Origin of the sequence: Mycobacterium sp. 852014-52144_SCH5372336 (assembly GCF_001665615.1) — a bacterium.
GTDB classification, from domain to species: domain Bacteria; phylum Actinomycetota; class Actinomycetes; order Mycobacteriales; family Mycobacteriaceae; genus Mycobacterium; species Mycobacterium neumannii_A.
This window is the reverse complement of sequence record NZ_LZSW01000053.1, coordinates 15,855-39,853: the sequence shown is the minus strand read 5'-3', so window position 1 is coordinate 39,853 and position 23,999 is coordinate 15,855. Positions and strand designations below refer to the sequence as shown.

At 68.0% G+C, this 23,999-nt stretch carries 19 protein-coding genes; 15 read left to right on the top strand and 4 right to left on the bottom strand.

Going from position 1 to position 23,999, the window contains the following annotated elements; translation table 11 throughout:
- Nucleotides 1–24: 24 nt before the first annotated feature.
- Both A5759_RS16335 and A5759_RS16330 read left to right on the top strand, forming a co-directional pair.
- Nucleotides 25–1,473, top strand: coding sequence for an NAD-dependent succinate-semialdehyde dehydrogenase (locus A5759_RS16335; RefSeq protein WP_068199443.1), 1,449 nt, complete (start codon nt 25–27; stop codon nt 1,471–1,473).
- 58 nt (nt 1,474–1,531) lie between these two features.
- A complete protein-coding gene (locus A5759_RS16330) occupies nt 1,532–3,532 on the top strand; it encodes an acyltransferase family protein (RefSeq protein WP_369816219.1) in 2,001 nt (666 codons plus the stop codon).
- A 64-nt stretch (nt 3,533–3,596) separates the two neighbouring features.
- Here the strand turns inward: A5759_RS16330 and A5759_RS16325 are convergent, their stop codons facing one another.
- Nucleotides 3,597–3,917, bottom strand: coding sequence for a chorismate mutase (locus A5759_RS16325; protein WP_255392532.1), 321 nt, complete (start codon nt 3,915–3,917; stop codon nt 3,597–3,599).
- A 273-nt stretch (nt 3,918–4,190) separates the two neighbouring features.
- Here A5759_RS16325 and pcrA point away from each other — a divergent pair, with 273 nt between their 5' ends.
- Complete coding sequence (pcrA, locus tag A5759_RS16320) at nt 4,191–6,521, top strand: DNA helicase PcrA (RefSeq protein ID WP_068199566.1); 2,331 nt, start codon at nt 4,191–4,193, stop codon at nt 6,519–6,521.
- Here the strand turns inward: pcrA and A5759_RS16315 are convergent.
- On the bottom strand, nt 6,518–7,171 hold the full coding sequence (locus tag A5759_RS16315; protein WP_369816218.1) for a hypothetical protein: 654 nt from the start codon (nt 7,169–7,171) through the stop codon (nt 6,518–6,520). The genes pcrA and A5759_RS16315 overlap by 4 nt on opposite strands.
- Nucleotides 7,172–7,180: 9 nt before the next feature.
- On the bottom strand, nt 7,181–8,245 hold the full coding sequence (locus A5759_RS16310; RefSeq protein ID WP_068199441.1) for a M23 family metallopeptidase: 1,065 nt from the start codon (nt 8,243–8,245) through the stop codon (nt 7,181–7,183).
- Between the two features lie 282 nt (nt 8,246–8,527).
- On the opposite strand from A5759_RS16310, the gene sucC reads away from it, so the two are divergent.
- From sucC to modA, 4 genes are all read left to right on the top strand, one after another.
- A complete protein-coding gene (gene sucC, locus A5759_RS16305; RefSeq protein WP_068199439.1) occupies nt 8,528–9,691 on the top strand; it encodes an ADP-forming succinate--CoA ligase subunit beta in 1,164 nt (387 codons plus the stop codon).
- 12 nt (nt 9,692–9,703) lie between these two features.
- Nucleotides 9,704–10,606 carry a succinate--CoA ligase subunit alpha gene (gene sucD / locus A5759_RS16300; RefSeq protein ID WP_068199437.1) on the top strand — a complete coding sequence of 301 codons (903 nt, stop codon included), beginning with the start codon at nt 9,704–9,706 and terminating at the stop codon, nt 10,604–10,606.
- Nucleotides 10,607–10,790: 184 nt separating this feature from the next.
- On the top strand, nt 10,791–12,329 hold the full coding sequence (locus A5759_RS16295) for an acetyl-CoA acetyltransferase (protein WP_068199435.1): 1,539 nt from the start codon (nt 10,791–10,793) through the stop codon (nt 12,327–12,329).
- 19 nt (nt 12,330–12,348) lie between these two features.
- Complete coding sequence (gene modA, locus A5759_RS16290; RefSeq protein WP_231984667.1) at nt 12,349–13,092, top strand: molybdate ABC transporter substrate-binding protein; 744 nt, start codon at nt 12,349–12,351, stop codon at nt 13,090–13,092.
- Here the strand turns inward: modA and A5759_RS16285 are convergent, their stop codons facing one another.
- A complete protein-coding gene (locus A5759_RS16285) occupies nt 13,093–13,941 on the bottom strand; it encodes an LLM class F420-dependent oxidoreductase (protein WP_064399500.1) in 849 nt (282 codons plus the stop codon).
- Between the two features lie 104 nt (nt 13,942–14,045).
- On the opposite strand from A5759_RS16285, the gene sfnG reads away from it, so the two are divergent.
- The 8 genes from sfnG to A5759_RS16245 all read left to right on the top strand — a co-directional run bounded on the left by sfnG (nt 14,046) and on the right by A5759_RS16245 (nt 23,995).
- Nucleotides 14,046–15,176, top strand: coding sequence for a dimethylsulfone monooxygenase SfnG (gene sfnG, locus A5759_RS16280; protein WP_068199433.1), 1,131 nt, complete (start codon nt 14,046–14,048; stop codon nt 15,174–15,176).
- Between the two features lie 51 nt (nt 15,177–15,227).
- Complete coding sequence (locus A5759_RS16275; RefSeq protein ID WP_068199431.1) at nt 15,228–16,118, top strand: DUF5336 domain-containing protein; 891 nt, start codon at nt 15,228–15,230, stop codon at nt 16,116–16,118.
- Between the two features lie 71 nt (nt 16,119–16,189).
- Nucleotides 16,190–17,632, top strand: coding sequence for a DUF6350 family protein (locus tag A5759_RS16270; protein WP_068199429.1), 1,443 nt, complete (start codon nt 16,190–16,192; stop codon nt 17,630–17,632).
- Nucleotides 17,633–17,642: 10 nt separating this feature from the next.
- Nucleotides 17,643–18,272 carry a phosphoribosylglycinamide formyltransferase gene (gene purN, locus A5759_RS16265; protein ID WP_068199427.1) on the top strand — a complete coding sequence of 210 codons (630 nt, stop codon included), beginning with the start codon at nt 17,643–17,645 and terminating at the stop codon, nt 18,270–18,272.
- The gene (gene purH, locus A5759_RS16260) at nt 18,269–19,834 is read left to right on the top strand and encodes a bifunctional phosphoribosylaminoimidazolecarboxamide formyltransferase/IMP cyclohydrolase (protein WP_068199425.1); all 1,566 of its coding nucleotides are present in this window, start codon (nt 18,269–18,271) and stop codon (nt 19,832–19,834) included. Before purN ends, purH begins: the two co-directional genes overlap by 4 nt.
- Nucleotides 19,835–19,885: 51 nt before the next feature.
- Nucleotides 19,886–20,545, top strand: a complete 660-nt coding sequence (locus A5759_RS16255; RefSeq protein WP_068199562.1) for a hypothetical protein — start codon at nt 19,886–19,888, stop codon at nt 20,543–20,545.
- Between the two features lie 92 nt (nt 20,546–20,637).
- On the top strand, nt 20,638–22,020 hold the full coding sequence (locus tag A5759_RS16250) for a sigma 54-interacting transcriptional regulator (protein ID WP_068199560.1): 1,383 nt from the start codon (nt 20,638–20,640) through the stop codon (nt 22,018–22,020).
- Complete coding sequence (locus tag A5759_RS16245; protein WP_068199424.1) at nt 22,013–23,995, top strand: VWA domain-containing protein; 1,983 nt, start codon at nt 22,013–22,015, stop codon at nt 23,993–23,995. The genes A5759_RS16250 and A5759_RS16245 overlap by 8 nt, the downstream gene beginning before the upstream one ends.
- Nucleotides 23,996–23,999: the final 4 nt, after the last annotated feature.

Sequence of the window (23,999 nt, the reverse complement as noted above, 5' to 3'; positions counted from 1 at the left end):
TGGCCAAAGGTGTACAGAAGAGTTATGGATACCGCGAAGCTGCTGTCGTCAGTGCCCACCGGACTGTGGATCGGTGGTGAGGAACGCGAGAGCGCGTCAACCTTCGATGTGCTCGACCCGTCCGACGACTCGGTGATCGCCTCCGTCGCCAACGCGACCGCCGACGATGCGATCGCCGCGCTCGACGCCGCGTGCGCCGTGCAGGCCGAGTGGGCGGCCACCGCCCCGCGCGAACGCGGCGAGATCCTGCGCGCGGTGTTCGAGAAGATCACCGAACGCGCCGAGGACATCGCGACGCTGATGACTCTCGAGATGGGCAAGGTGCTGCGCGAGAGCATGGGCGAGGTCACCTACGGCGCCGAGTTCTTCCGCTGGTTCTCCGAGGAAGCGGTGCGCGTCGCGGGCCGTTACACCCAGAGCCCCGCGGGCAGCGGACGTGTCCTTGTCACCAAGCAACCGGTCGGGCCCTGCTATGCGATCACGCCGTGGAACTTCCCGCTGGCGATGGGCACCCGCAAGATCGGCCCGGCGTTCGCCGCCGGGTGCACGATGATCGTCAAGCCCGCGCAGGACACGCCGCTGACGATGCTGTTGCTGGCCAAGCTGATGGACGAGGCGGGTCTGCCCAAGGGCGTGCTGTCGGTGCTGCCGACGAAGAACGCCGGCGATGTCACCGCCGCGCTGATCGACGACGGCCGGCTGCGCAAGCTGACCTTCACCGGTTCGACCGGGGTGGGCAAGACGCTGGTCAAACAGTCGGCGGACAAACTGCTGCGCACGTCGATGGAACTGGGCGGCAACGCCCCGTTCGTGGTGTTCGACGACGCCGACGTCGACGCCGCCGTCGAAGGCGCCATCCTGGCCAAGATGCGCAACGGCGGCGAGGCGTGCACGGCGGCCAACCGCTTCCACGTCGCGAACTCGGTGCGCGCGGAGTTCACCGACAAGCTGGTCAAGCGGATGAGCGAGTTCACCCTCGGCAAGGGCATCGACGAGTCGGCCACACTCGGGCCGCTGATCAACGCCAAGCAGGTCGCCACCGTCGAGGATTTGGTGTCCGACGCGGTGTCGCGGGGCGCGACCGTCGCGGTCGGCGGCGTCGCTCCTGGCGGTCCCGGCAGCTTCTACCCGGCCACGGTGCTGGCCGACGTGCCCGCCGACGCCCGCATTCTCTCCGAGGAGGTGTTCGGCCCGGTCGCCCCGATCACCGGTTTCGACACCGAGGAGGAGGGCGTCGCCGCGGCCAACGACACCGAATACGGGCTGGCCGCCTACATCTACACCCAGTCGCTGGACCGCGCGCTGCGCGTCGCCGAAGGCCTCGAGTCCGGCATCGTCGGGATCAACCGCGGCGTTGTCTCCGACCCGGCCGCGCCGTTCGGCGGCGTCAAGGAGTCCGGCTTCGGGCGCGAGGGCGGTTTCGAGGGCATCGAGGAGTACCTCGAGGTGAAATACATCGCGCTGACGAAGTAGTTCGACACGCCGCCGCGCCTGCCGCGGCAGGTCGCCTCGCACGGGCAAGATTTCGCAAGTGAATGCGCGTCGCTCCGTCGCGCCCGCTGATCGCCGCCCGCTGTCAGTACATCCCTCCTCGCGTGCGCGTCGGCGTGGCGAGATCCCCGCCCTCGACGGCATCCGCGCCGTCGCCGTCGCACTCGTGCTCGCCGACCACGGCGGCATTCCCGGCGTCGACGGCGGCTTCCTCGGCGTCGACGTGTTCTTCGTGCTCAGCGGCTTCCTGATCACCTCGCTGCTGCTCGACGAGCACGCGCGCACCGGTCGAATCCGGCTGCGCGACTTCTGGATACGTCGCGCCCGCAGACTGCTGCCTGCACTTCTTGTGATGGTGCTCGCGGTGGTGGCCGCCCGCGAGTTCTTCTCGACGGAGGCGATCGCGAATCTGCGCGATGACGCCGTCGCGTCCTTCTTCTGGGTGGCCAACTGGGCGTTCGTCGCCCAGCGCACCGACTACTTCTCCCAGGGCGCACCACCCTCGCCGCTGCAGCACACCTGGTCGCTGGGGGTCGAGGAGCAGTACTACCTGCTCTGGCCGCTGCTGTTGATCGCCGTCGCGTTCGTCTTCTGTCGTCGCAACCCGACCCATCTGCGATGGGCGGTTCTGGCCGTTGCCGGCGCGGGGGCGATCGCCTCGGCGGCGGCGGCGATTCTGTTGATCGACGAGGGGACGCTGAACCGGATCTACTTCGGCACCGACACCCGCGCGCAGGCGCTGCTCGTGGGCGCGGCGGCGGCCGCCCTGCTGGTGCGCGACTGGACCACCGTGACGCTGGCCGGGCCGGTGATCAGGACCCGATGGCTGCGTGGGGTCGCCCGCGCGGTGTCCGTCGTCGGTGTCGTCGTCCTGGGGTTCGCGGTGCACATGGCGACCGGCAGTGCCGGCGACTTCCGAAACGGCCTGCTGATCATCGTCGCGCTCGCCGCCGCCTGCGTGATCGGTGCGGCGGCGATGGATCAGGAAGGACCGGTCGCGCGGGTGCTGGCGTGGCGGCCGTTGGTGTGGCTGGGCGCGATCTCCTACGGCGTCTACCTGTGGCACTGGCCGATCTTCCTGGCGATCAACGGCGAGCGCACCGGATGTTCCGGCTGGTCGCTGTTCGCGGTGCGGTGTGCGGCGACGCTGGCGGTCGCGGCGCTGTCCTGGTGGTTGCTCGAACAGCCCATCCGGCGCTGGCGGCCGGTGATCGTGCCGATGCTGCCGTTGGCCGGTGCGACGGCCGCCACCGCCGCGGTGATCACGATGACCGTGCTGCCGGTCGGCGTGCCGTCAGGACCGCCGATGGAGGACCCGAGCATCGACTCCGCGGCGCTGGTGGCGCCGGAGGTGCCGATCCCCGTGGAGCGGAGCGCCGACCGCGATCCGAACACCAGGACCGTCGCGGTGTTCGGCGACTCGGTGGCCTGGACGTTGATGCGCTACCTGCCGGAGACACCGGGTCTGAGATTCACCGACTACACGACGATCGGATGCGGCATCGCGCGCGGCGGACCGTATCGCTACGTCGGCCAGACGCTGAACCAGAAGCCCGCCTGCGATACGTGGCCGAGCAGGTGGTCGGAGCGGGTCAAGCACGACCGGCCCGACGTGGTGCTGCTGATCGTGGGCCGGTGGGAAGTCGTCGACCGGATGAACGAAGGCCGCTGGACCCACATCGGCGAATCGACGTATGACGCCTACCTGCGCGCCGAGCTCAACCGCGCGCTCGACATCCTGTCCTCGACCGGCGCGCGCGTCGTCGTCACGACCGAGCCCTACAACCGCCGCGCCGAGAAACGCGACGGCAGCCTGTACCCGGAGGACGATCCCGATCGGGTCGACGACTGGAACGCGTTGCTGCGCAGCGCCGTCAAGTACCGCTCGAACGTCACCGTGCTCGACCTGAACCGCAAGCTCGGCCCGAACGGCGGCTACACCAACTGGATCGACGGCATCCGCATCCGCAGCGACGGCGTGCATCCCACGCCGGAGGCGGTCGAGTGGTTGACGCCGTGGCTGACCGACGCGCTGCGTTGACCGGCGATTTCGGTGTCGGCAGTCGCGCTCACCGTAACCAACTACACCGAAATCACCCGGCGGGTCAGTGGCCGAGGCGGCCGCGGCCCAGCCGCAGCAACAGCATCGCGAGGTCTTTGCCGTCGGGGCCGAGTTCGCTGTAGCGCTCGATCACCTTCATCTCGCGGCTGTGCACCAGGCGGGTTCCGCCGGAGGCCATCCTCGCCTGACCGATCAACTTCGACACCTCGGTGCGGCGCTTCACGGCAGCGAGAATTTCGGCGTCCAGCCGGTCGATCTCCCGGCGCAGGTCATCGATATCGGGCACAGTCTCGGTTCCGGTCGTCATGGGTGTCACCGCCTCGTGGAGCTCTCGGGAAGCAGCGAGACCACGGGCGCCGCTGATCGGTACCCGTAGATGAATCGCTGTTTGCTGAGCACGGGACAAAGTGTGCCACCAAACGCTGCGCCAGCGCAAAGCCGTGTGGGGTTCGGCCGCGGGCCGATGCGCGGTTCGACCGCTGAATTCGATGCGGGGTTCGGCCGCGGGCCGATGCGCGGTTCGACCGCTGAGTTGATGCGCGGTTCGACCGCTGAATCGATGCGCGGTTCGACCGCTGGGTTGATGCGCGGTTCGACCGCGGTCGTGTCCCTGCGCGGCGGTAAGTTCGATACCGACATGAGCGCACCGAACCTGATCGCACCCAACGGTGCCACCGAATCCGACCAACTGCTCGAGGGGCTCAACCCGCAGCAGCGCCGGGCCGTCCTGCACGAGGGCTCGCCGCTGCTCATCGTCGCTGGTGCCGGCTCGGGCAAGACCGCCGTGCTCACCCGCAGGATCGCCTATCTGCTGGCCGCCCGTGACGTTGGCGTCGGGCAGGTGCTGGCCATCACGTTCACCAACAAGGCCGCCGCCGAGATGCGCGAGCGGGTGGTGGGCCTGGTCGGGCCCCGCGCCCGCGCCATGTGGGTGTCGACGTTTCACTCCACCTGCGTGCGCATCCTGCGTAACCAGGCCTCCCTGATCAAGGGCCTCAATTCGAACTTCTCGATTTACGACGCCGACGACTCGCGTCGCCTGCTGCTGATGATCGGCAAGGACATGGGGCTGGACACCAAGCGGTATTCGCCGCGGCTGCTGTCCAACGCCATCTCCAACCACAAGAACGAGTTGGTCGACCCGGAGCAGGCGGCGGCCGAGGCCTCGGAGGCGGGCGAGGAACTGCCCGGCATCATCGCCGAGGTCTACGCCGAGTACCAGCGCCGCCTGCGCGCGGCCAACGCGCTCGACTTCGACGACCTGATCGGCGAGACAGTCGCTGTGCTGCAAGCGTTTCCACAGATCGCCCAGTACTACCGGCGGCGGTTCCGGCACATCCTCGTCGACGAGTACCAGGACACCAACCACGCCCAGTATGTGCTGGTGCGGGAACTGGTGGGGACGGCCGCCTCGCAAGATGATCCAGCCGGGGTGCCGCCGGCCGAACTGTGTGTGGTGGGCGACGCGGACCAGTCGATCTACGCGTTCCGCGGTGCGACGATCCGCAACATCGAGGATTTCGAACGCGACTACCCGAACGCGACAACCATTCTGCTGGAACAGAATTACCGCTCCACGCAGAACATCCTCAACGCCGCGAACGCGGTGATCTCCCGCAACGCCGGCCGCCGCGAGAAGCGGCTGTGGACCGACGAGGGGGAGGGCGAGCTGATCGTCGGCTACGTCGCAGACAACGAGCACGACGAGGCGCGGTTCGTCGCCCAGGAGATCGACGCGCTTGTCGACGACGGTGGTAGTTACTCAGATGTCGCGGTGTTCTACCGCACCAACAACTCCTCGCGCGCACTCGAAGAGGTGTTCATCCGTGCGGGCATCCCCTACAAAGTCGTTGGGGGAGTGCGGTTCTACGAACGCAGGGAAATCCGCGACATCGTCGCGTACCTGCGGGTGCTGGACAACCCCGGCGACTCGGTGAGCATGCGTCGGATCCTGAACACTCCGCGCCGCGGCATCGGCGACCGCGCCGAAGCCTGCGTCGCTGTGTATGCCGAGAACACCGGCCTGAGCTTCAACGACGCCCTGCAGGCGGCTGCCGAGGGCAAGGTGCCGATGCTCAACACCCGTGCGGAGAAGTGCATCTCGGCGTTCGTGGAGATGCTCGACGATCTGCGCGGCCGCCTCGACGGTGAGCTCGGCGAGTTGGTCGAGGCGGTGCTCGACCGCACCGGGTATCGCGCCGAACTCGAGTCGTCGAGCGATCCGCAGGATCTCGCGCGGCTGGACAACCTCAACGAGTTGGTCAGCGTCGCACACGAATTCAGCACCGACCTGGCCAACGCGCAGGCGCTTGCCGATGATGAGCAGCTGGACGAGGACATCCCCGACACCGGGGTGCTGGCCCAGTTCCTGGAACGGGTCTCACTGGTTGCCGACGCCGACGAGCTGCCCGAGCACGGCGCGGGTGTCGTGACGATGATGACGCTGCACACCGCCAAGGGCCTCGAGTTCCCTGTCGTCTTCGTGACCGGGTGGGAGGACGGCATGTTCCCGCACATGCGGGCGCTGGGCGATCCCGCCGAGCTGTCCGAGGAGCGCCGGTTGGCCTACGTCGGCATTACCCGCGCCCGCCAGCGGCTCTACCTGAGCCGAGCCAAGGTCCGCTCGTCGTGGGGCCAACCGATGCTCAACCCGGAATCGCGCTTCCTCAAGGAGATTCCGCAATACCTGATCGACTGGCGGCGCACCGACCCGACACCGTCGTTCAGCGCACCCGTGAGCGGCGCGGGACGCTTCGGGTCACCGCGGCCGTCGCCCACGCGGTCCGGGGCGGGCAAGCGCCCGCTGCTGGTGCTCGAGCCCGGCGACCGGGTCACGCACGACAAGTACGGGTTGGGCCGGGTGGAAGAGGTGAGCGGCGTCGGCGAGTCGGCGATGTCGCTGATCGACTTCGGCAGCTCCGGTCGGGTCAAGCTGATGCACAACCACGCGCCGATCAGCAAGCTCTAACCGGAGCGTTCCCAGCGTCCGGTGGCGGGCAGCGCGGCGAGCACGATGGTCGCCAGCGGCAACACCGGGATCGCATACACCACGGCGGGTAGTTTGGCCCCGGCCACGAACAGGCTGGAGAAGATCAGCAGCGCCACCATCGACCCCACCATGACCAGCAGGCGGCTCACCCATCGGCGCAACAGCAGTCCGATCAGCCCGGCGATGAGGGCGGCCGCCGAGATCGCGGTCAGGAAGCCGACCGCGACGCAGAACAATTGGTCGGTGCGCCACCAGCCGGTGATCAGATCGGTGGCGATGACTGCGGTGGCCCATCCGGTCAGGATGCTGCCGATCGCGGTGGCGATCGCGGTCTTCGGGTTGGCCGGCGGCGATCCCGTCGGGGAGACAGCGACCGGGCGGGCGCGCGGTATGTAGGCCGTTTCGGGCGCGGCGCGGTCGGACAGCTGCGTGGCGCCTCCGTCCGCCATCTGCGTCGGCGGGCCGGCGATCGGAATCGAGCCGGTCGGATGGCGCCGGATGATGCTTGTCTGCGGATCCTGGCCGGTCGGAATCTCACCGGATGGGTGACGACGAATGATGCCCGTTTCCGCGCTCGACGGGGAGTGGGGTGATTGGCGTGTCAGATCGGAATCGTCGTCGCTGGCCACTCAGCCAGACTAGTTGCCGAACGACAGGCCGCGTTTGGCCAACCAGCCCACGGGGTCCACGCGGTCGGTGCCGTTCAGGTGCACCTCGAAGTGCAGGTGCGGGCCGGTCGAGTTGCCGGTGTTGCCCATCTTGGCGATCTGGTCACCCGCCCAGACCCGCTGGCCGACACTCACCGACCACGAGCTGAGGTGACCGTAGAGCGTCACCGTGCCGTCGGAGTGGCGGACCTTGACCATGTTGCCGTAACCGGCATACGGCCCGGCCGAGATGACCACGCCGTCGGAGGCGGCGAGCACCGGCGTGCCGATCGAGTTCGCGATGTCGATGCCGCCGTGCAGGGCGCCCCAACGGTAACCGAAGCCCGACGTCCACACGCCCGTGGTGGGCGTCACGAACATCGGCCGCTGCAGCCGGGCTTCGCGCTCGGCGCGCTCCTGGGCGAATGCGGCCGCCTTCTGGATCTCCTCGGTGTGCATTGCCGAGCTGGCGGCCGGGGTCACGGCGACCACCTGCATACCGCCTGACGTCTCGCTCACCGGGTTGGCCATCGTGGACTGGCCGACGGCCAGGACGGCCTCCGAGGACTTCTCGTGGGCCGCATTGGCCATCGAGTACGCGCCCGCGGCGGTGGCGCCGACGGCCATCGCGGCGACCATCAGCCGACCCTTGACGGGAACTTCCTGCTTGCGGTGCGCAGGCGTGCGGCTGCCGATGCGGATGACGTCGGTCGCGTCCATGCCGTCGCTGGTGTCGGTGTGGCTGTCGCGGTAGGCGTGCGAGCGGCGCGCGTGCCTTGCACCAGACCGGGCTCCGGACTGAAACTCCGATGGCACGGCGAGACGCAGCGGGACGAGGTCGTCGGTGTCGGTCAGGTCGTCGAGCTCGGGGGCGTGGATGACCTGGGCTTCGCGGTCAAACGCGCTGTTCTCGCGGAAGTCGATGTCAGCGAGATCGCCGAACTCGTTGAACGGGATGATGTCGGTGACTTCGGCGGGGGATTCGCTTGCACGGCGGCTGATTTGCCGGTTCGTCGACGATCTGCGATGAGATCCGGACGAACGGTGCGAAGCCAACCTGGAGTGTCCTTGCCTGTCGAGAAGCCTGCGGGATTGCCTGTCGTGACCAAAGCGTTATCGAGACCAGAGGCACGTTAACCAACTCGCGACGACGGCTGCAAGCCGAGAGCCTATTCCGTGGGAGATTGTGATTTGTATCACTGAGCCGAGCTGGTGAGATCTACCACAGGAGCGGTGGGCGGTGCCAACACGTTCTGGGCGTGTGGATAAAGTTCCACCGAGCCTTCGGCCCAACAACTCCGCAATCGACGCGCTAGAGACAGGGACGTTCCACAGCCAATGGACCTCTTCGAATACCAGGCGAAAGAGCTCTTCGCCAAGCACAACGTGCCCACCACACCCGGTCGGGTGACCGACACCGCCGAGGACGCCAAGGCGATCGCCGAGCAGATCGGCAAGCCGGTGATGGTCAAGGCCCAGGTCAAGACGGGCGGCCGCGGTAAGGCGGGCGGCGTGAAGTACGCGGCCACCGCTGACGACGCGTTCACCCACGCCCAGAACATCCTCGGCCTGGACATCAAGGGCCACATCGTCAAGAAACTGCTGGTCTCCGAGGCCAGCGACATCGCGGAGGAGTACTACATCTCCTTCCTGCTCGACCGCGCCAACCGCACGTACCTGGCGATGTGCTCGGTCGAGGGTGGCATGGAGATCGAAGAGGTCGCCGCCACCAAGCCGGACCGGCTGGCCAGGATCCCCGTCGACGCGACCAAAGGCGTCGACGAGGCGTTCGCCCGTGAGATCGCCAAGAAGGGCCACCTGCCCGAGGAGGTGCTCGACGCCGCCGCGGTGACGATCGCCAAGCTGTGGGAGGTGTTCGTCGGCGAAGACGCGACGCTGGTGGAAGTCAACCCGCTGGTGCGCACGCCTGACGATCAGATCCTGGCGCTGGACGGCAAGGTCACGCTCGACGGCAACGCCGACTTCCGGCATCCCGAGCACGCTGAGTTCGAGGACCGCGACGCCACCGATCCGCTGGAGCTCAAGGCCAAGGAGCACGACCTCAACTACGTCAAGCTCGACGGGTCGGTGGGCATCATCGGCAACGGCGCGGGCCTGGTGATGTCGACGCTGGACGTCACCGCCTACGCGGGTGAGAAGCACGGCGGCGTGAAGCCGGCGAACTTCCTCGACATCGGCGGCGGCGCCTCGGCCGAGGTGATGGCCGCGGGCCTGGACGTCATCCTCAACGATGAGCAGGTCAAGAGCGTGTTCGTCAACGTGTTCGGCGGCATCACCTCGTGCGACGCCGTCGCCAACGGCATCGTCAACGCGCTGAAGATCCTCGGCGACGAGGCCAATAAGCCGCTCGTGGTCCGTCTCGACGGCAACAACGTCGAAGAGGGTCGCCGCATCCTGGCCGAGGCCAATCACCCGCTGGTGATTCAGGCCGACACCATGGACTCCGGAGCCGACAAAGCCGCCGAGCTGGCGAACAAGTAAGGGACGCACCTCATGTCGATCTTTTTGAACAAGGACTCCAAGGTCATCGTCCAGGGCATCACCGGTGGCGAAGGCACCAAGCACACCGCGCTGATGCTCAAGGCCGGCACGCAGCTGGTCGGCGGTGTCAACGCCCGCAAGGCCGGCACGACGGTCTCGCACAAGGACAAGGACGGCAAGGACGTCGAGTTGCCGGTGTTCGGCTCCGTCGCCGAGGCGATGAAGGAGACCGGCGCCGACGTGTCGGTGGTGTTCGTGCCGCCGAAGTTCGCCAAGGACGCGATCATCGAAGCCATCGACGCGGAGATCCCGCTGCTGGTCGTCATCACCGAGGGGATTCCGGTGCAGGACACCGCGTATGCGTGGGCCTACAACGTCGAGAAAGGGCAGAAGACCCGCATCATCGGCCCCAACTGCCCGGGCATCATCACGCCCAGCGAGGCGCTGGCCGGGATCACGCCTGCCAACATCACCGGTCCGGGCCCGGTCGGCCTGGTGTCGAAGTCCGGCACGCTGACCTATCAGATGATGTTCGAGCTGCGCGATTTCGGGTTCTCGACCGCCATCGGCATCGGCGGCGACCCGGTCATCGGCACCACGCACATCGACGCGATCGAGGCGTTCGAGAAGGACCCCGACACCAAGGTCATCGTGATGATCGGTGAGATCGGCGGCGACGCCGAAGAGCGCGCGGCCGATTACATCAAGGAAAACGTCAGCAAGCCCGTCGTCGGCTACGTGGCAGGGTTCACCGCGCCGGAGGGCAAGACGATGGGCCACGCCGGCGCCATCGTGTCGGGCTCCTCGGGCACCGCCGCCGCGAAGAAGGAAGCGCTGGAGGCCGCGGGCGTCAAGGTCGGCAAGACACCCTCGGAGACCGCCAACCTGGCCAGGGAGATCCTGCAGAGCCTGTAGCGCGCGCTCCACTCAAGGCGCGAGCGACCGTGTTTGTGCGCGACACGCCGCGGTCTGGTGTGCAAAAGCGGTCGCTCGCGGCTTGTGGGAGGCCCTACGCGGGGTGTGAAGTGTGCCGCAGGATTAGGAACACGTTCTCCTGCTCGATTAGCCTGACGAACTAACAGTTCTCAGGAGGTCTGTAATGGTCGATTCCCGGACCCCGGTCATCGTCGGCGTCGGGCAGTTCACCGAGCGCATCGACGATCCCGGCTATCGGGGCATGTCGGCGGTTGACCTCGCGACTGAGGCGGTGCGTGCCGCGCTCGCCGACACCGGGCTCGATGCCACGGCGGCCGCACAGGCCATCGAGACGGTGTACGCGCTGCGCCAGTTCGAGATCTCCGGACCGATGCCCGCGACGCTGGGCAAGTCGAACAACTATCCGCGGTCGGTGATGGGGCGCGTCGGCGGCGATCCGGCCCGTGTCGTGCTCGAACCGGTCGGCGGGCAGGGACCGCAGAAGCTCGTCACCGAGGCGGGCAGCGCCATCGCGGCGGGTGAGTTCGACGTGGCGATGGTGATCGGCTCCGAACCGGGTTCGACGGCCCGCTACTGGCGCCGCGCCGCCGAACAAGGACAGACCAAACCCGACTTCACCGAACACGTCGAGGGTCAGCTCGAGGACCGCGGGCACCAGATCCACAAGTACTTCACCGAGTACACCGCATCCCACGGATTGACCGGCGCCGCAGTGCAATACGGGCTGCTGGACAACGCGCGTCGCAGCCGGTTGGGACTCGGCGTCGCCGAATACCGCAGGCAGATGGCCGAACTGTTCGCGCCATTGTCGAAAGTCGCTGCGAAGAACCCGTTTTCGTCGTCGCCGGTCGAACGGTCGGTGCAGGAGATCGTCACCGTCACCGACGACAACCGGATGATCTGCGACCCCTACCCCCGCCTCCTGGTGGCCCGCGATCAGGTCAACCAGGGCGCCGCCGCGATCATGATGTCGGTGGCGGCCGCACGCCGACTCGGGGTGCCCGAGGAGAAATGGGTGTACCTGCACGGGCATTCGGACCTGACCGAGCAGGACCTGCTGGACCGCGTCGACCTCGGCGCCAGCCCCGCGACCGTCCACGCCGTGCGAGAAGCCCTGCGGGTGGCCCAGATCGGTGTCGACGACATCGCCACCTTCGACCTGTACAGCTGCTTTCCCTTCCCGGTGTACGTCGCCTGCGAGGCGCTGGGCATCGACGGCGACGACCCGCGGGGCCTGACGGTGACCGGCGGCCTGCCGTACTTCGGCGGCCCGGGGAACAGCTACTCGCTGCACGCCATCGCCGAGACTGTCACCCAAATGCGCGATCAGCCTGGACGATTCGGCTTCGTGGGTGCCAACGGCGGCACGATGAGCAAGTACTCGGTCGGCATCTATTCCACGCGGCCTGTCGACTGGCGGACGAACGACAGCGAGAAGCTCGACGCGGACGTCGCGGCACTGCCGAAGGTTCCGGTGACCGAGCGGGCCGACGGCCGCGCGACGATCGAGACCTACTCCGTTCGCTACGACTGGCCGGTCCGCACCGGGATCATCATCGGCAGACTCGAATCGGACAACTCGCGATTCCTGGCGATCTCCGAGGAGGAGGATCTCGTTGCGTTGATGTCTGACGGAGATCCGCTCGGTGCGGCCATCACCGTGCGTCCGGCGGAGAAGATCAACCGCGCCAGCCTGGCCTGACCACAAGGGAGGAGCAGTCGTGAAGCCCCTCTCGCTTCTGGCCGCGCTGCTCTTGACCCTGGCCACCGGATGCGGGCAAGGGTCCGAACGTGATTCGCTGATGGTGTTCGCCGCGGCCTCGCTGAACGCAGCGTTCACCGAGATCGGTGCGCAGTTCGAAAAAGACCACCCCGGCACTCGGGTGGAGTTTTCCTTCGCCGGTTCCTCCGACCTCGCCACGCAGTTGATGCAGGGCGCGCGCGCCGACGTGTTCGCCTCCGCCGACACCGTGAACATGGACAAGGTCGCTGACGCCGGACTGCTCGCCGGTGACCCGGTGAACTTCGCGTCCAACACCATGGTGATCGCGGTAGCGGCGGGAAATCCCAAGGAGGTCAGGACGATACGTGATCTGGCTCGACCCGGGATCAACGTCGTGGTCTGTGCCCCTCAGGTCCCGTGCGGGTCGGCGACACGGAGGGTCGAAGTGTCTGCGGGAGTCGACCTGTCGCCCGTGAGCGAGGAGTCCTCGGTGACCGATGTGCTGAACAAGGTGACGAGCGGTCAGGCCGACGCCGGAATCATCTATGTCACCGACGCTCGAGACGCCGGTGCACGCGTCACCACGGTGCCCGTACCCGAGGCCACCGATATCGTCAACGTCTATCCCATTGCGACGCTGGAGGATTCGTCGCAGCGCGACCTCGGCCTGGCGTTCGTCGATGCGGTGACCGGCGACGCGGGACGGCGGGTGCTCGGCGCGGCAGGCTTCGGTAAACCCTGATCAGACCAGGGCGGCCAGCTTGCCCGCCAGCCGTTCGACGTACGCCGCGACGTCGTCTTCGGACTTGTCGGGAAGGCCGAACAGCACTTCGGTAACACCGAGATCGGCCCAGCGGGCGAGCTTTTCGGGGTCGGGTTTGAAGTCGAGGGCGACGATCTGCGGTGCTCCGTCCCGGCCCGCGCCCGCCCAGGTGTCCTGCAGCAGCTTGACCGGCTCGTCGATGTCGAAGTCGCGCGGTGTGGTGATCCAGCCGTCGGCGGACCGGGCGATCCACTTGAAGTTTTTCTCGGTGCCCGCCGCTCCGACGAGGACGGGGATGTGCGGTTGGATCGGTTTGGGCCACGCCCAGCTGGGCCCGAAGTTGACGAACTCGCCTTCGTACGAGGCTTCCTCCTGGGTCCACAGCGCCCGCATCGCTTCGAGGTATTCGCGCAGCATGGTGCGCCGGCGCCCGGGCGGCACATTGTGGTCGGCGAGTTCGTCGGTGTTCCAGCCGAACCCGACCCCGAGGCTCACGCGGCCACCGGAGAGGTGGTCCAGCGTGGCAATCGACTTCGCCAGCGTGATCGGGTCGTGCTCCACCGGCAGCGCCACCGCCGTCGACAACCGGACCCGCGACGTCACCGCCGCCGCGGTGCCGAGGCTGACCCAGGGATCGAGCGTGCGCATGTAGCGGTCGTCGGGTAGCGATTCGTCGCCGGTTGTCGGATGCGCGGCCTGCCGCTTGATCGGGATGTGGGTGTGTTCGGGCACGTAGAAGGTGGTGAAACCGTGGTCATCGGCCAGTTTGGCCGCCGCCGCAGGCGTGATCCCGCGGTCGCTGGTGAACAGAACGAGCCCGTAATCCATGCCCAGAATTAGAACGTGTTTCAGTCTGGGGGGCAAGCACGGGTTTCCCTCACCGCGAGCGATACCGGCGACGGGAGACCCGGTCACTGTTGTCATGTCAGACCATGACGACAGAACGCATCGCCGATCACGTGAAGTTCGCCTACTGGGTGCCCAACGTCAGTGGCGGGCTGGTGACCAGCGACATCGAACAGCGCACCGACTGGAACTACGACTACAACGCGAAATTGGCGCAGACCGCGGAGAACAACGGCTTCGAGTACGCGCTGTCCCAGGTCCGCTACGAGGCCAGCTATGGCGCGGAGTACCAGCACGAGTCGACCAGCTTCTCACTGGCGCTGCTGCTGGCCACCCAGAAACTGAAGGTGATCGCCGCGGTGCATCCGGGGCTGTGGCAGCCCGCGGTGCTGGCCAAGCTCGGCGCCACCGCCGATCACCTCAGCGGCGGCCGGTTCGCCGTCAACGTCGTGTCGGGATGGTTCAAAGACGAGTTCACCCACCTCGGTGAGCCGTGGCTCGAGCACGACGAGCGCTACCGGCGCAGCGCGGAGTTCCTCCAAGTGCTGCGCAAGATCTGGACCGAGGACGACGTTGACTTCCGCGGCGACTTCTACCGAATCCACGACTTCACGCTCAAACCCAAACCGCTCAACACCCCCGAGCGGCCCAATCCGGAACTGTTCCAAGGCGGTAACTCCACGGCCGCGCGGCGCAACGGTGGCCTGTATGCGGACTGGTACTTCTCCAACGGCAAGGACTACGACGGGGTGAGCGAACAGATCGTCGACGTCCGCGGCCACGCCCGCACGGTCGGCCGCGAGGTGCGGTTCGGGCTCAATGGCTTCATCATTGCCCGCGACACCGCGAAAGAGGCGAAGGAGACGCTCAAAGAGATCGTTGCCAAGGCCAACAGACCCGCGGTGGAGGGATTCCGCGCCGCGGTCCAACAGGCGGGCAACTCGACCGCGGATCAGCGCGGCATGTGGGCGGATTCGACGTTCGAGGACTTGGTGCAGTACAACGACGGCTTCCGCACGCAGCTGATCGGCACACCCGAGCAGATCGCCGAACGCATTGCGGCGTACCGCAAACGCGGAGTCGACCTGATCCTCGGCGGCTTCCTGCACTTCCAGGAGGAGATCGAATACTTCGGCGCAAAGGTGTTGCCGCTGGTCCGCGAAATCGAACAGGCCGAACAGGACACCGTGGGCGAACCGGTGCTGGTCTCTGCATGACGCGCTGTGCGCTAGCGTGGTTTCGAAGCCCGCCCGAGCACAGGAGAGGCCATGTCGTACCCCCAAGGACCACCCGGTAGCCCGGGATACCCGCAAGCACATCAACCGACCACCCAGTTCTCCGCGCCGACGCAGCAGTTCGGCAGAACGCCGGAGAGCTCATCCGCGGCCTCCGACGTCGCGAGCAAGCTGCCTCTCTACCTGGCCGCCGCCGTGGCGCTGTTGGGGCTGGCGGTGTACCTCGCGAGCTTTGCGCCCCTGTTCACGATCTCCGCGTCGGATTTCCCGGGCCTGGGCACCATCAGCGGAAGCTCGTTCGGTCTGGTGCTCGCCGTCGCGGCGTCACTCGTCGCGGGCCTGCTCGCCGGGACGGCGCTCCTGCCGAGGCAGGGCGTCCACACGTCGGTGTACGCAGTGCTGGCGGTCGCGGCATTCCTCCTGATCATCGCCGAGGTGATCAACCGGCCCAGCGGTGCCGCGATCGATTGGGGCCTGTACCTGATCATCGCGTTCTCGCTGTTCCAGGCGATCATCGCGGTGGCGGCGCTGCTGTTCGAGTCGGGCGTCATCACTCCGCCTGCGCCGCGTCCGAAGTACGACCAGTCCTACGGGCATCAGCAGTACGGCGCACCGGGCCCGTACTACGGTCACCAGGGCCAGCAGCATCACGGCGGACCGCAGCAGCGGCCGGGATACCCGTCGACGTACCCGGGCGGCTACCCGGGCGGCCCGTCGACCGGCGGCTACCCCGCAGCCCAGCAACAGGGCCATCCCCAGGGTCAACAGGGCCAACAGGGCCAACAGGGTCCGGCGACACCGCCGACCGGGTTCCCCGCGTACGGTCAACCGCCGTCGCCGTCGTCTTCGCAAACATCCTCACCGTCGACGCAGACCCCGGAGCAACCGTCGTCTTCCTCGCAGTCGGGTCCGCCGCCTTCCTGAGGTGAGCCAGTAGTCTGAGCCGCGCGTGCGTCACCGCCGCACGGCAGCCTGACTGAGGAGCGGCTCAACCAGTGGATCAACGGCCAGTCGGCGCACGCCAGGCGCGTGAGCTGCTTCGGGTCGCGTTCGGGCCGTCGTTGGTGGCGCTTGTCGTCATCGCGGCGATCGTGTTGCTGCAACTGCTGATCGCCAACAGCGACATGACCGGCGCCCTCGGCGCGACCGCGAGCATGTGGCTCGGCGTGCACCTGGTGCCGGTGTCCATCGGCGGCGCCGAGCTCGGGGTGTTGCCGCTGATGCCCGCACTGGCGATGGTGTGGGGCACGGCGCGCACGACCGCGGCGGCGACCAGTCCGAACGCCTCGTGGTTCGTGACGCGTTGGGTGGTGGCCTCGGCATTGGGCGGCCCGCTGCTGATCGCGGCGATCGCGCTGGCCGTTGTCCACGACGCGGCCTCGGTGCTCACCGAACTGCAGACCCCGCACGCGTTGCGCGCCTTCGGTGGCGTGCTGGCCGTACATGCGATCGGCGCGGTGGTCGGCGTCGGGTCCCGGATCGGCGCGCGGCTGATGGCCCCGACCTCGGGCCGTGCTTCGCTGCCCGCCTGGCTGCCGGACGCGGTCCGCGCCGCGGTCGCGGGTGTGCTCGCGCTCGTCGGCCTGTCGGGTGTGGTGATGGCGGGTTCGCTGGTTGTGCACTGGTCGACGATGGACGAGCTCTACTCGATCACCGACTCGATGTTCGGACAGTTCAGCCTGACGGTGCTGTCGGTGCTCTACATCCCGAACGTGCTGGTCGGAACGGCTGCGGTGGCGGTCGGGTCGAGCGCGCACGTCGGGCTCGCCACCTTCAGCTCCTTCACCGTCTTCGGCGGCGACATTCCGGCGCTTCCGGTGCTGGCTGCGGTCCCCTCGCCGCCGCTGGGCCCGGTATGGGTGGCGTTGCTCATCGTCGCGGCGGCCTCGGCGGTGGCGGTCGGGCAGCAGTGCGCGCGACGTCCGCTTCCGCTGGGCCCGGCGATGGGCAAACTGCTCGTTGCGTCGGCGCTGGCCGCGCTCACCATGGCGCTGCTCGGCTATGCCGGTGGTGGGCGGCTGGGCAACTTCGGCGACGTCGGCGTCGATCAGACGACCTTCGGGCCCGCGGTGTTCCTGTGGTTCGCCGGAATCGGTGCGTTGACGGTGGTGATGGCCGGCGGCGTGGCCCGCAGGCCGCGGGCGCCCAAGGCGGTGGTCGACCCTGGCCCCGTCGTCGACCCGGACCCGGACGTGGGGGCTGAGGTAGCCGCCGAGCCCGAACCCGAGCCGGAATTAGACGACGCCGAACCGGAACCCGGTCCCGAGGTCGTCAGCGACGAGGCACTCGAAGCCGAACCTGCAGATCCGGCGGGCGCCGGAGCCCCCGACCAGGCCGACACCCCCGCGGACCTGCCGAACGACACCGCGAGCGACATCGTCGAGGACCCCGAAGAGCACTTCATGGCGGACGACGACGGTCCGCCCGGCACCCATTAGGCTGCCAGGCGTGCAGCAACCCCTCCGCGTACCGCCGAAGGTTCCTGCGCGGGTCGTCGTGCTGGCGTCGGGGACCGGGTCGCTGCTGCAGTCGCTGCTGGACGCCACCGCCGGCGAATACCCCGCATCGATCGTCGCCGTCGGTGTGGACCGCGACTGCGCTGCCGTCGACATCGCCGCGGCCGCCTCGGTTCCGTCCTTCACCGTGCGACTGCGCGACTACCCAGACCGCGCGGCGTGGGACGCCGCGCTCACCGACGCCACCGCCGCATACGAGCCCGACCTGATCGTCTCCGCTGGGTTCATGAAAATCCTTGGGCCGCATTTTCTCTCGCGGTTCATGGGCCACATCATCAACACACATCCGGCGCTGCTGCCCGCCTTTCCCGGCGCGCATGCGGTGGCCGATGCGCTTGCCTACGGCGTCAAGGTGACCGGCTGCAGCGTGCATCTGGTCGACGCGGGAACCGACACGGGCCCGGTGTTGGCGCAGGAGGCGGTGCCCATCCTCGACGACGACGACGAGGCGACACTGCACGAACGGATCAAGGTCGTCGAACGGCGACTTCTGGCCGAGATACTGGCCGCGGTGGCTGTCCGCGGTGTGACCTGGACGGGACGAAAGGCGACATTGGGATGACCGAGGGCAAGCGGCCGATCAGGCGGGCGCTGATCAGCGTCTACGACAAGACCGGCCTCGCCGAGCTGGCCCGCGGGTTGCACGAAGCCGGGGTCAGCATCGTCTCCACTGGGTCGACCGCGAAAACCATTGCCGCCGCAGATGTTCCGGTGACACCTGTGGAAGAGGTCACCGGCTTCCCCGAAGTGCTCGGCGGGCGGGTCAAGACCCTGCACCCTCATGTGCACGCCGGGCTGCTCGCCGATCAGCGCAAGCCCGAACACGTCTCGGCGCTGGCCGATCTCGGTGTCGAGGCCTTCGAACTCGTCGTGGTCAACCTGTACCCCTTCGCCGAGACCGTGGCCTCCGGCGCGAGCATCGACGAATGCGTCGAGCAGATCGACATCGGCGGCCCGTCGATGGTTCGGGCCGCCGCGAAGAACCACCCCAGCGTCGCGGTGGTCGTCGACCCGCTGGGCTACGACGGTGTGCTCGCCGCGGTGCGCTCCGGCGGGTTCACGCTGGCCGAACGAAAAATCTTGGCATCTCTGGCGTTTCGGCACACAGCCGAATATGACGTCGCCGTCGCCTCCTGGATGGGTGCCGTGCTCGCGCCGGAGGAGCCGGCTCAGAAGCTGCCCGCGTGGGTGGGCGGCACGTGGCGGCGCAGCACCGTGCTGCGTTACGGCGAGAACCCCCATCAGCAGGCCGCGCTCTACCGCGACGACGCCGGGTGGCCGGGCCTGGCGCAGGCCGAGCAGTTGCACGGCAAGGAGATGTCCTACAACAACTACACCGACGCCGACGCCGCCTGGCGGGCCGCCTTCGACCACCCCGAGATCTGCGTGGCGATCATCAAACACGCCAACCCGTGCGGTATCGCGATCTCGTCGCAGTCGGTGGCCGACGCACACCGCAAAGCTCACGAATGCGATCCGCTGTCGGCGTTCGGCGGTGTGATCGCGGCCAACACCGCGGTGTCGGTCGAGATGGCCGAGACCGTTGCCGACATCTTCACCGAGGTGATCATCGCGCCCGCTTACGAAGCCGGCGCGGTGGACGTGCTCACCCGTAAGAAGAACATCCGGGTGTTGGTGGCCTCCGAACCGCAGCCGGGGGGCACCGAGTTCCGCCAGGTCAGCGGTGGCTTACTGGTACAGCAGCGCGACGAGTTCACCGCTGACGGCGACGACCCGCTCAATTGGACCCTGGCCACCGGCGAGCCCGCCGATCCGGCGACATTGGCGGACCTGATGTTCGCGTGGCGGGTGTGCCGGGCGGTCAAGTCGAACGCGATCGTCGTCGCTGCGGACGGCGCCACCGTCGGTGTCGGCATGGGTCAGGTGAACCGAGTCGATGCGGCCCGGCTCGCGGTGCAGCGGGCCGGCGACCGGGTACGCGGCGCGGTCGCCGCCTCCGACGCGTTCTTCCCGTTCCCCGACGGGCTGGAGGTGCTGACCCAAGGCGGCGTCAAGGCGATCGTCCACCCGGGCGGTTCCGTTCGCGACGAGCAGGTCACCGAAGCCGCTGCCAGAGCGGGTATCTCGCTCTACCTCACCGGTGCACGTCACTTCGCGCACTGACGTCTGGTTGATCTGGGCCGAAGACGGCGGGAGGTGGCTATGTTGCACAGCATGTTCACTGCGTCGCGCACCGCCGCCGCCCTGCTGCTGGCGATCTTTGTGCTGGTCTCCTGCACGCGGACCGTCGACGACGCACGCGCTGTCGCGGGTGCGGACCTGTCGGCGGCGGCCGATTCCGGCGGACTCGACTCGTCGCAATGCGAGGCCGTCGACGACCCATTGACGACGATCCCGGCCAAGAACGACAACGAGCCGGTGATGAGGATTCCGACGCCGCCGGGGTGGGAGCGGACCACGATGATGGATTCGGAACTGATCCGCTTCGCCATGCGCAACGACGACCTGACCGCGCAGGGGTTCACGCCCAACGTCGTGGTGACGCTCGAGAGCGCGCCCGGTGTGCAGGACGCGGGCCTGGTTTTCACCAACATGCGCGACGCGCTCGAGTCGGGCATCGGCGCCACGGACGTTCGCGAGACCGAGGGCACGGTGTGCGGGGTGCCCGCCAGGATGTTCGGCTACCAGATGCCGGTGATGGGCAACGTCGCGCCGCATCCGGCCGTCGCGCTCGGCGCGGTGATGCGCACCGAAGGACGGACTTTCGCGGTCAGCGTGACCGTCCAGACACTGGTCCCCGAGGACCCGACGTATCAGCGGGACAGCCAGACGATCCTCGACGGGTTCCAACTTCTGCCGCCGTCGGCGGGCTGAGTCGAGGCGGCGAGCGTACAGAAGTGGGCGGATGCGAGCCTCGCAGGCATGGGAAATCCGCACGCTCGCGAGACACGTCGTAGCTTGGAGTGGTGACTCAACCCCAAGATCTACCCCGCACCGTCGGCGAGCTGAGGGCCTCGGGCCATCGCGAGCGGGGCGTCAAGCACGAAATCCGGGACAACCTGCTGGCCGCTCTGGCGGAGGGACGCGACGCGTGGCCGGGCATCCTCGGCTTCGAGGACACCGTCATTCCGCAGCTGGAGCGGGCGCTGATCGCAGGCCACGACGTGGTGCTGCTCGGCGAACGCGGGCAGGGCAAGACCCGGCTGCTGCGCGCGCTGACGGGTCTACTCGACGAGTGGACCCCGGTGATCGCCGGTTCGGAGCTGGGCGAGCACCCGTACGACCCGATCACCCCCGAGTCCATCCGGCGCGCGGCGGACTCGGGCGACGACCTGCCGATCGCGTGGCGGCACCGCAGCGAGCGCTACACCGAGAAGCTGGCCACCCCCGACACCAGCGTGGCCGACCTGGTCGGCGACATCGACCCGATCAAGGTGGCCGAGGGCCGCAGCCTCGGCGATCCGGAGACCATCGCCTTCGGCTTGATCCCGAGGGCACATCGGGGCATCGTCGCGATCAACGAGCTGCCCGACCTCGCCGAGCGCATCCAGGTGTCGATGCTCAACGTGATGGAGGAGCGCGACATCCAGGTTCGCGGGTACACGTTGCGGTTGCCGCTCGACGTCCTCGTGGTCGCCAGCGCCAACCCCGAGGACTACACCAACCGCGGCCGGATCATCACCCCGCTCAAGGACCGGTTCGGCGCCGAGATCCGTACGCACTACCCTCTCGAGCTCGAGGCGGAGGTCGGCGTCATCACCCAAGAGGCGCACCTGGCCGCCGAGGTGCCTGAGTACCTGATCCAGGTGTTGGCACGGTTCGCCCGTTATCTGCGCGAGTCGCGGTCGATCGACCAGCGCTCAGGGGTTTCGGCGCGCTTCGCGATCGCCGCGGCCGAGACCGTCGCCGCGGCCGCGCGTCACCGGTCGGCGGTGCTCGGGGAACAGGAGCCGGTGGCCCGCGTGGTCGACCTGGGCTCGGTCGTCGACGTGCTGCGCGGCAAGCTCGAGTTCGAGTCCGGCGAGGAGGGTCGCGAGCAGGCGGTGCTCGAGCACTTGCTGCGTCGGGCCACCGCGGACACCGCGCAGCGGCTGCTCGGCGGCATCGACGTCGGACCGCTGGTGGTCGCGATCGAGAACGGCTCGGCCGTCACCACCGGTGAGCGGGTCTCGGCGCGCGAGGTGCTGGCCGCGGTGCCGGAGGTGCCCGCGATCGCCGAGATCCAGAAGCGACTTGACGCGAAGTCCGACGGGCAGCGAGCGGCCGCGGTGGAGCTGGCACTCGAGGCGCTGTATCTGGCCAAGCGGATAGACAAGGTGTCCGACGAGGGCGAAACGACCTATGGCTAGACACATCTCGCGGTATTCGCGATACACCGGCGGGCCCGACCCGCTGGCGCCCCCGATCGATCTGCGCGAGGCACTCGAGCAGATCGGCCAGGATGTGATGGAGGGCAGTTCGCCGCGCCGCGCGCTGTCGGAGATGTTGCGCCGCGGCACCAAGAACATGCGCGGCGCCGACAAACTCGCCGCCGAGGCCAACCGTCGTCGCCGGGAGTTATTGGCTCGCAACAACCTCGACGGCACACTGGCCGAGGTCAAGAAGCTCCTCGACGAGGCGGTGCTCGCCGAACGCAAAGAGTTGGCGCGTGCCCTCGACGACGACGCGCGGTTCAACGAGATGCGCATCGAGTCGCTGCCGCCGTCGCCTGCCAAGGCCGTCCAGGAGCTGTCGGACTACGAATGGCGAAGCCCCGAGGGACGCGAGAAGTACGAGCAGATCAAGGATCTGCTCGGCCGCGAGATGCTCGACCAGCGGTTCGCGGGTATGAAGCAGGCGCTGGAGAACGCCACCGACGAGGACCGGCAGCGGGTCAACGAGATGCTCGACGACCTCAACGAGTTGCTGGACAAGCACGCCAAGGGCGAGGACTCCCAAGAAGACTTCGACGACTTCATGAACAAGCACGGCGAGTTCTTCCCGGAGAACCCGCGCAATGTCGACGAACTGCTGGATTCACTGGCCCAACGTGCGGCGGCCGCCCAGCGCTTCCGCAACAGCCTGAGCGCCGAGCAGCGCGCCGAGCTGGATGCGTTGGCGCAACAGGCATTCGGTTCTCCCTCGCTGATGAACGCGCTGAACCGCCTCGACTCCCATCTGCAGGCGGCCCGGCCCGGGGAGGACTGGGGCGGTTCGTCGAACTTCTCCGGGGACAACCCGCTCGGCATGGGTGAGGGCGCTCAGGCGATGGCCGACATCGCCGAACTCGAGCAGTTGGCCGAGGCGCTGTCGCAGAGTTATGCCGGGGCCACGATGGAGGATGTCGACCTCGACATGCTGGCCCGCCAGCTGGGTGAGGACGCCGCCGTCGATGCGCGCACGCTGGCCGAGCTGGAACGGGCACTGATGGACCAGGGGTTCCTGGACCGCGGGTCCGATGGCCAGTGGCGGCTGTCGCCCAAGGCGATGCGCCAGCTCGGGCAGACGGCGCTGCGCGATGTGGCGCAACAGCTTTCGGGTAGGCACGGTGAGCGTGACACCCGCAGGGCGGGCGCGGCCGGCGAGCTGACGGGCGCGACCCGGCCGTGGGCGTTCGGCGACACCGAGCCGTGGAACGTGACGCGCACCCTCACCAACGCGGTGCTGCGCCAAGCCGGGAATCCGGAACGGAGCCCGAGCTCACCCATTCAGATCACGGTCGAGGACGTCGAGATCTCCGAGACCGAGACGCGTACCCAGGCGGCGGTGGCGCTGCTGGTCGACACGTCGTTCTCCATGGTGATGGAGAACAGGTGGCTGCCGATGAAGCGCACCGCGCTGGCGCTGAACCATCTCGTCAGCACGCGGTTCCGGTCGGATGCGTTACAGATCATCGCGTTCGGACGCTATGCCCGAACCGTGACGGCCGCCGAGCTCACCGGCCTGGAGGGCGTGTACGAGCAGGGCACGAACCTGCACCATGCGCTCTCGTTGGCCGCGCGCCATCTGCGTCGTCACTCCAACGCCCAGCCGGTGGTGCTCGTCGTCACCGACGGGGAGCCGACGGCACACTTGGAGCGCGGCGCGAACGACGACCGCTCTTCTGCTGTGTTCTTTGATTACCCGCCGCATCCGAGGACGATCGCCCACACGGTCAAGGGCTTCGACGAGGTCGCCGCGCTCGGCGCGCAGGTGACGATCTTCCGGCTGGGCAACGATCCGGGGCTGGCCCGGTTCATCGACCAGGTGGCGCGGCGGGTGGAGGGCCGCGTGGTGGTGCCCGACCTCGACGGGCTGGGCGCCGCGGTTGTCGGCGACTATCTGAGGTCTCGCCGACGACGTTGACGCC

Bases quoted from the DNA above. Each gene is read 5' to 3' on its own strand.
- A5759_RS16335 (WP_068199443.1), top strand. From the start codon at position 25: ATGGATACCGCGAAGCTGCTGTCGTCAGTGCCCACCGGACTGTGGATC.
- pcrA (WP_068199566.1), top strand. From the start codon at position 4,191: ATGAGCGCACCGAACCTGATCGCACCCAACGGTGCCACCGAATCCGAC.
- sucC (WP_068199439.1), top strand. From the start codon at position 8,528: ATGGACCTCTTCGAATACCAGGCGAAAGAGCTCTTCGCCAAGCACAAC.
- sucD (WP_068199437.1), top strand. From the start codon at position 9,704: ATGTCGATCTTTTTGAACAAGGACTCCAAGGTCATCGTCCAGGGCATC.
- A5759_RS16295 (WP_068199435.1), top strand. From the start codon at position 10,791: ATGGTCGATTCCCGGACCCCGGTCATCGTCGGCGTCGGGCAGTTCACC.
- A5759_RS16285 (WP_064399500.1), bottom strand. From the start codon at position 13,941: ATGGATTACGGGCTCGTTCTGTTCACCAGCGACCGCGGGATCACGCCT.
- sfnG (WP_068199433.1), top strand. From the start codon at position 14,046: ATGACGACAGAACGCATCGCCGATCACGTGAAGTTCGCCTACTGGGTG.
- A5759_RS16275 (WP_068199431.1), top strand. From the start codon at position 15,228: ATGTCGTACCCCCAAGGACCACCCGGTAGCCCGGGATACCCGCAAGCA.
- purH (WP_068199425.1), top strand. From the start codon at position 18,269: ATGACCGAGGGCAAGCGGCCGATCAGGCGGGCGCTGATCAGCGTCTAC.
- A5759_RS16255 (WP_068199562.1), top strand. From the start codon at position 19,886: ATGTTCACTGCGTCGCGCACCGCCGCCGCCCTGCTGCTGGCGATCTTT.
- A5759_RS16245 (WP_068199424.1), top strand. From the start codon at position 22,013: ATGGCTAGACACATCTCGCGGTATTCGCGATACACCGGCGGGCCCGAC.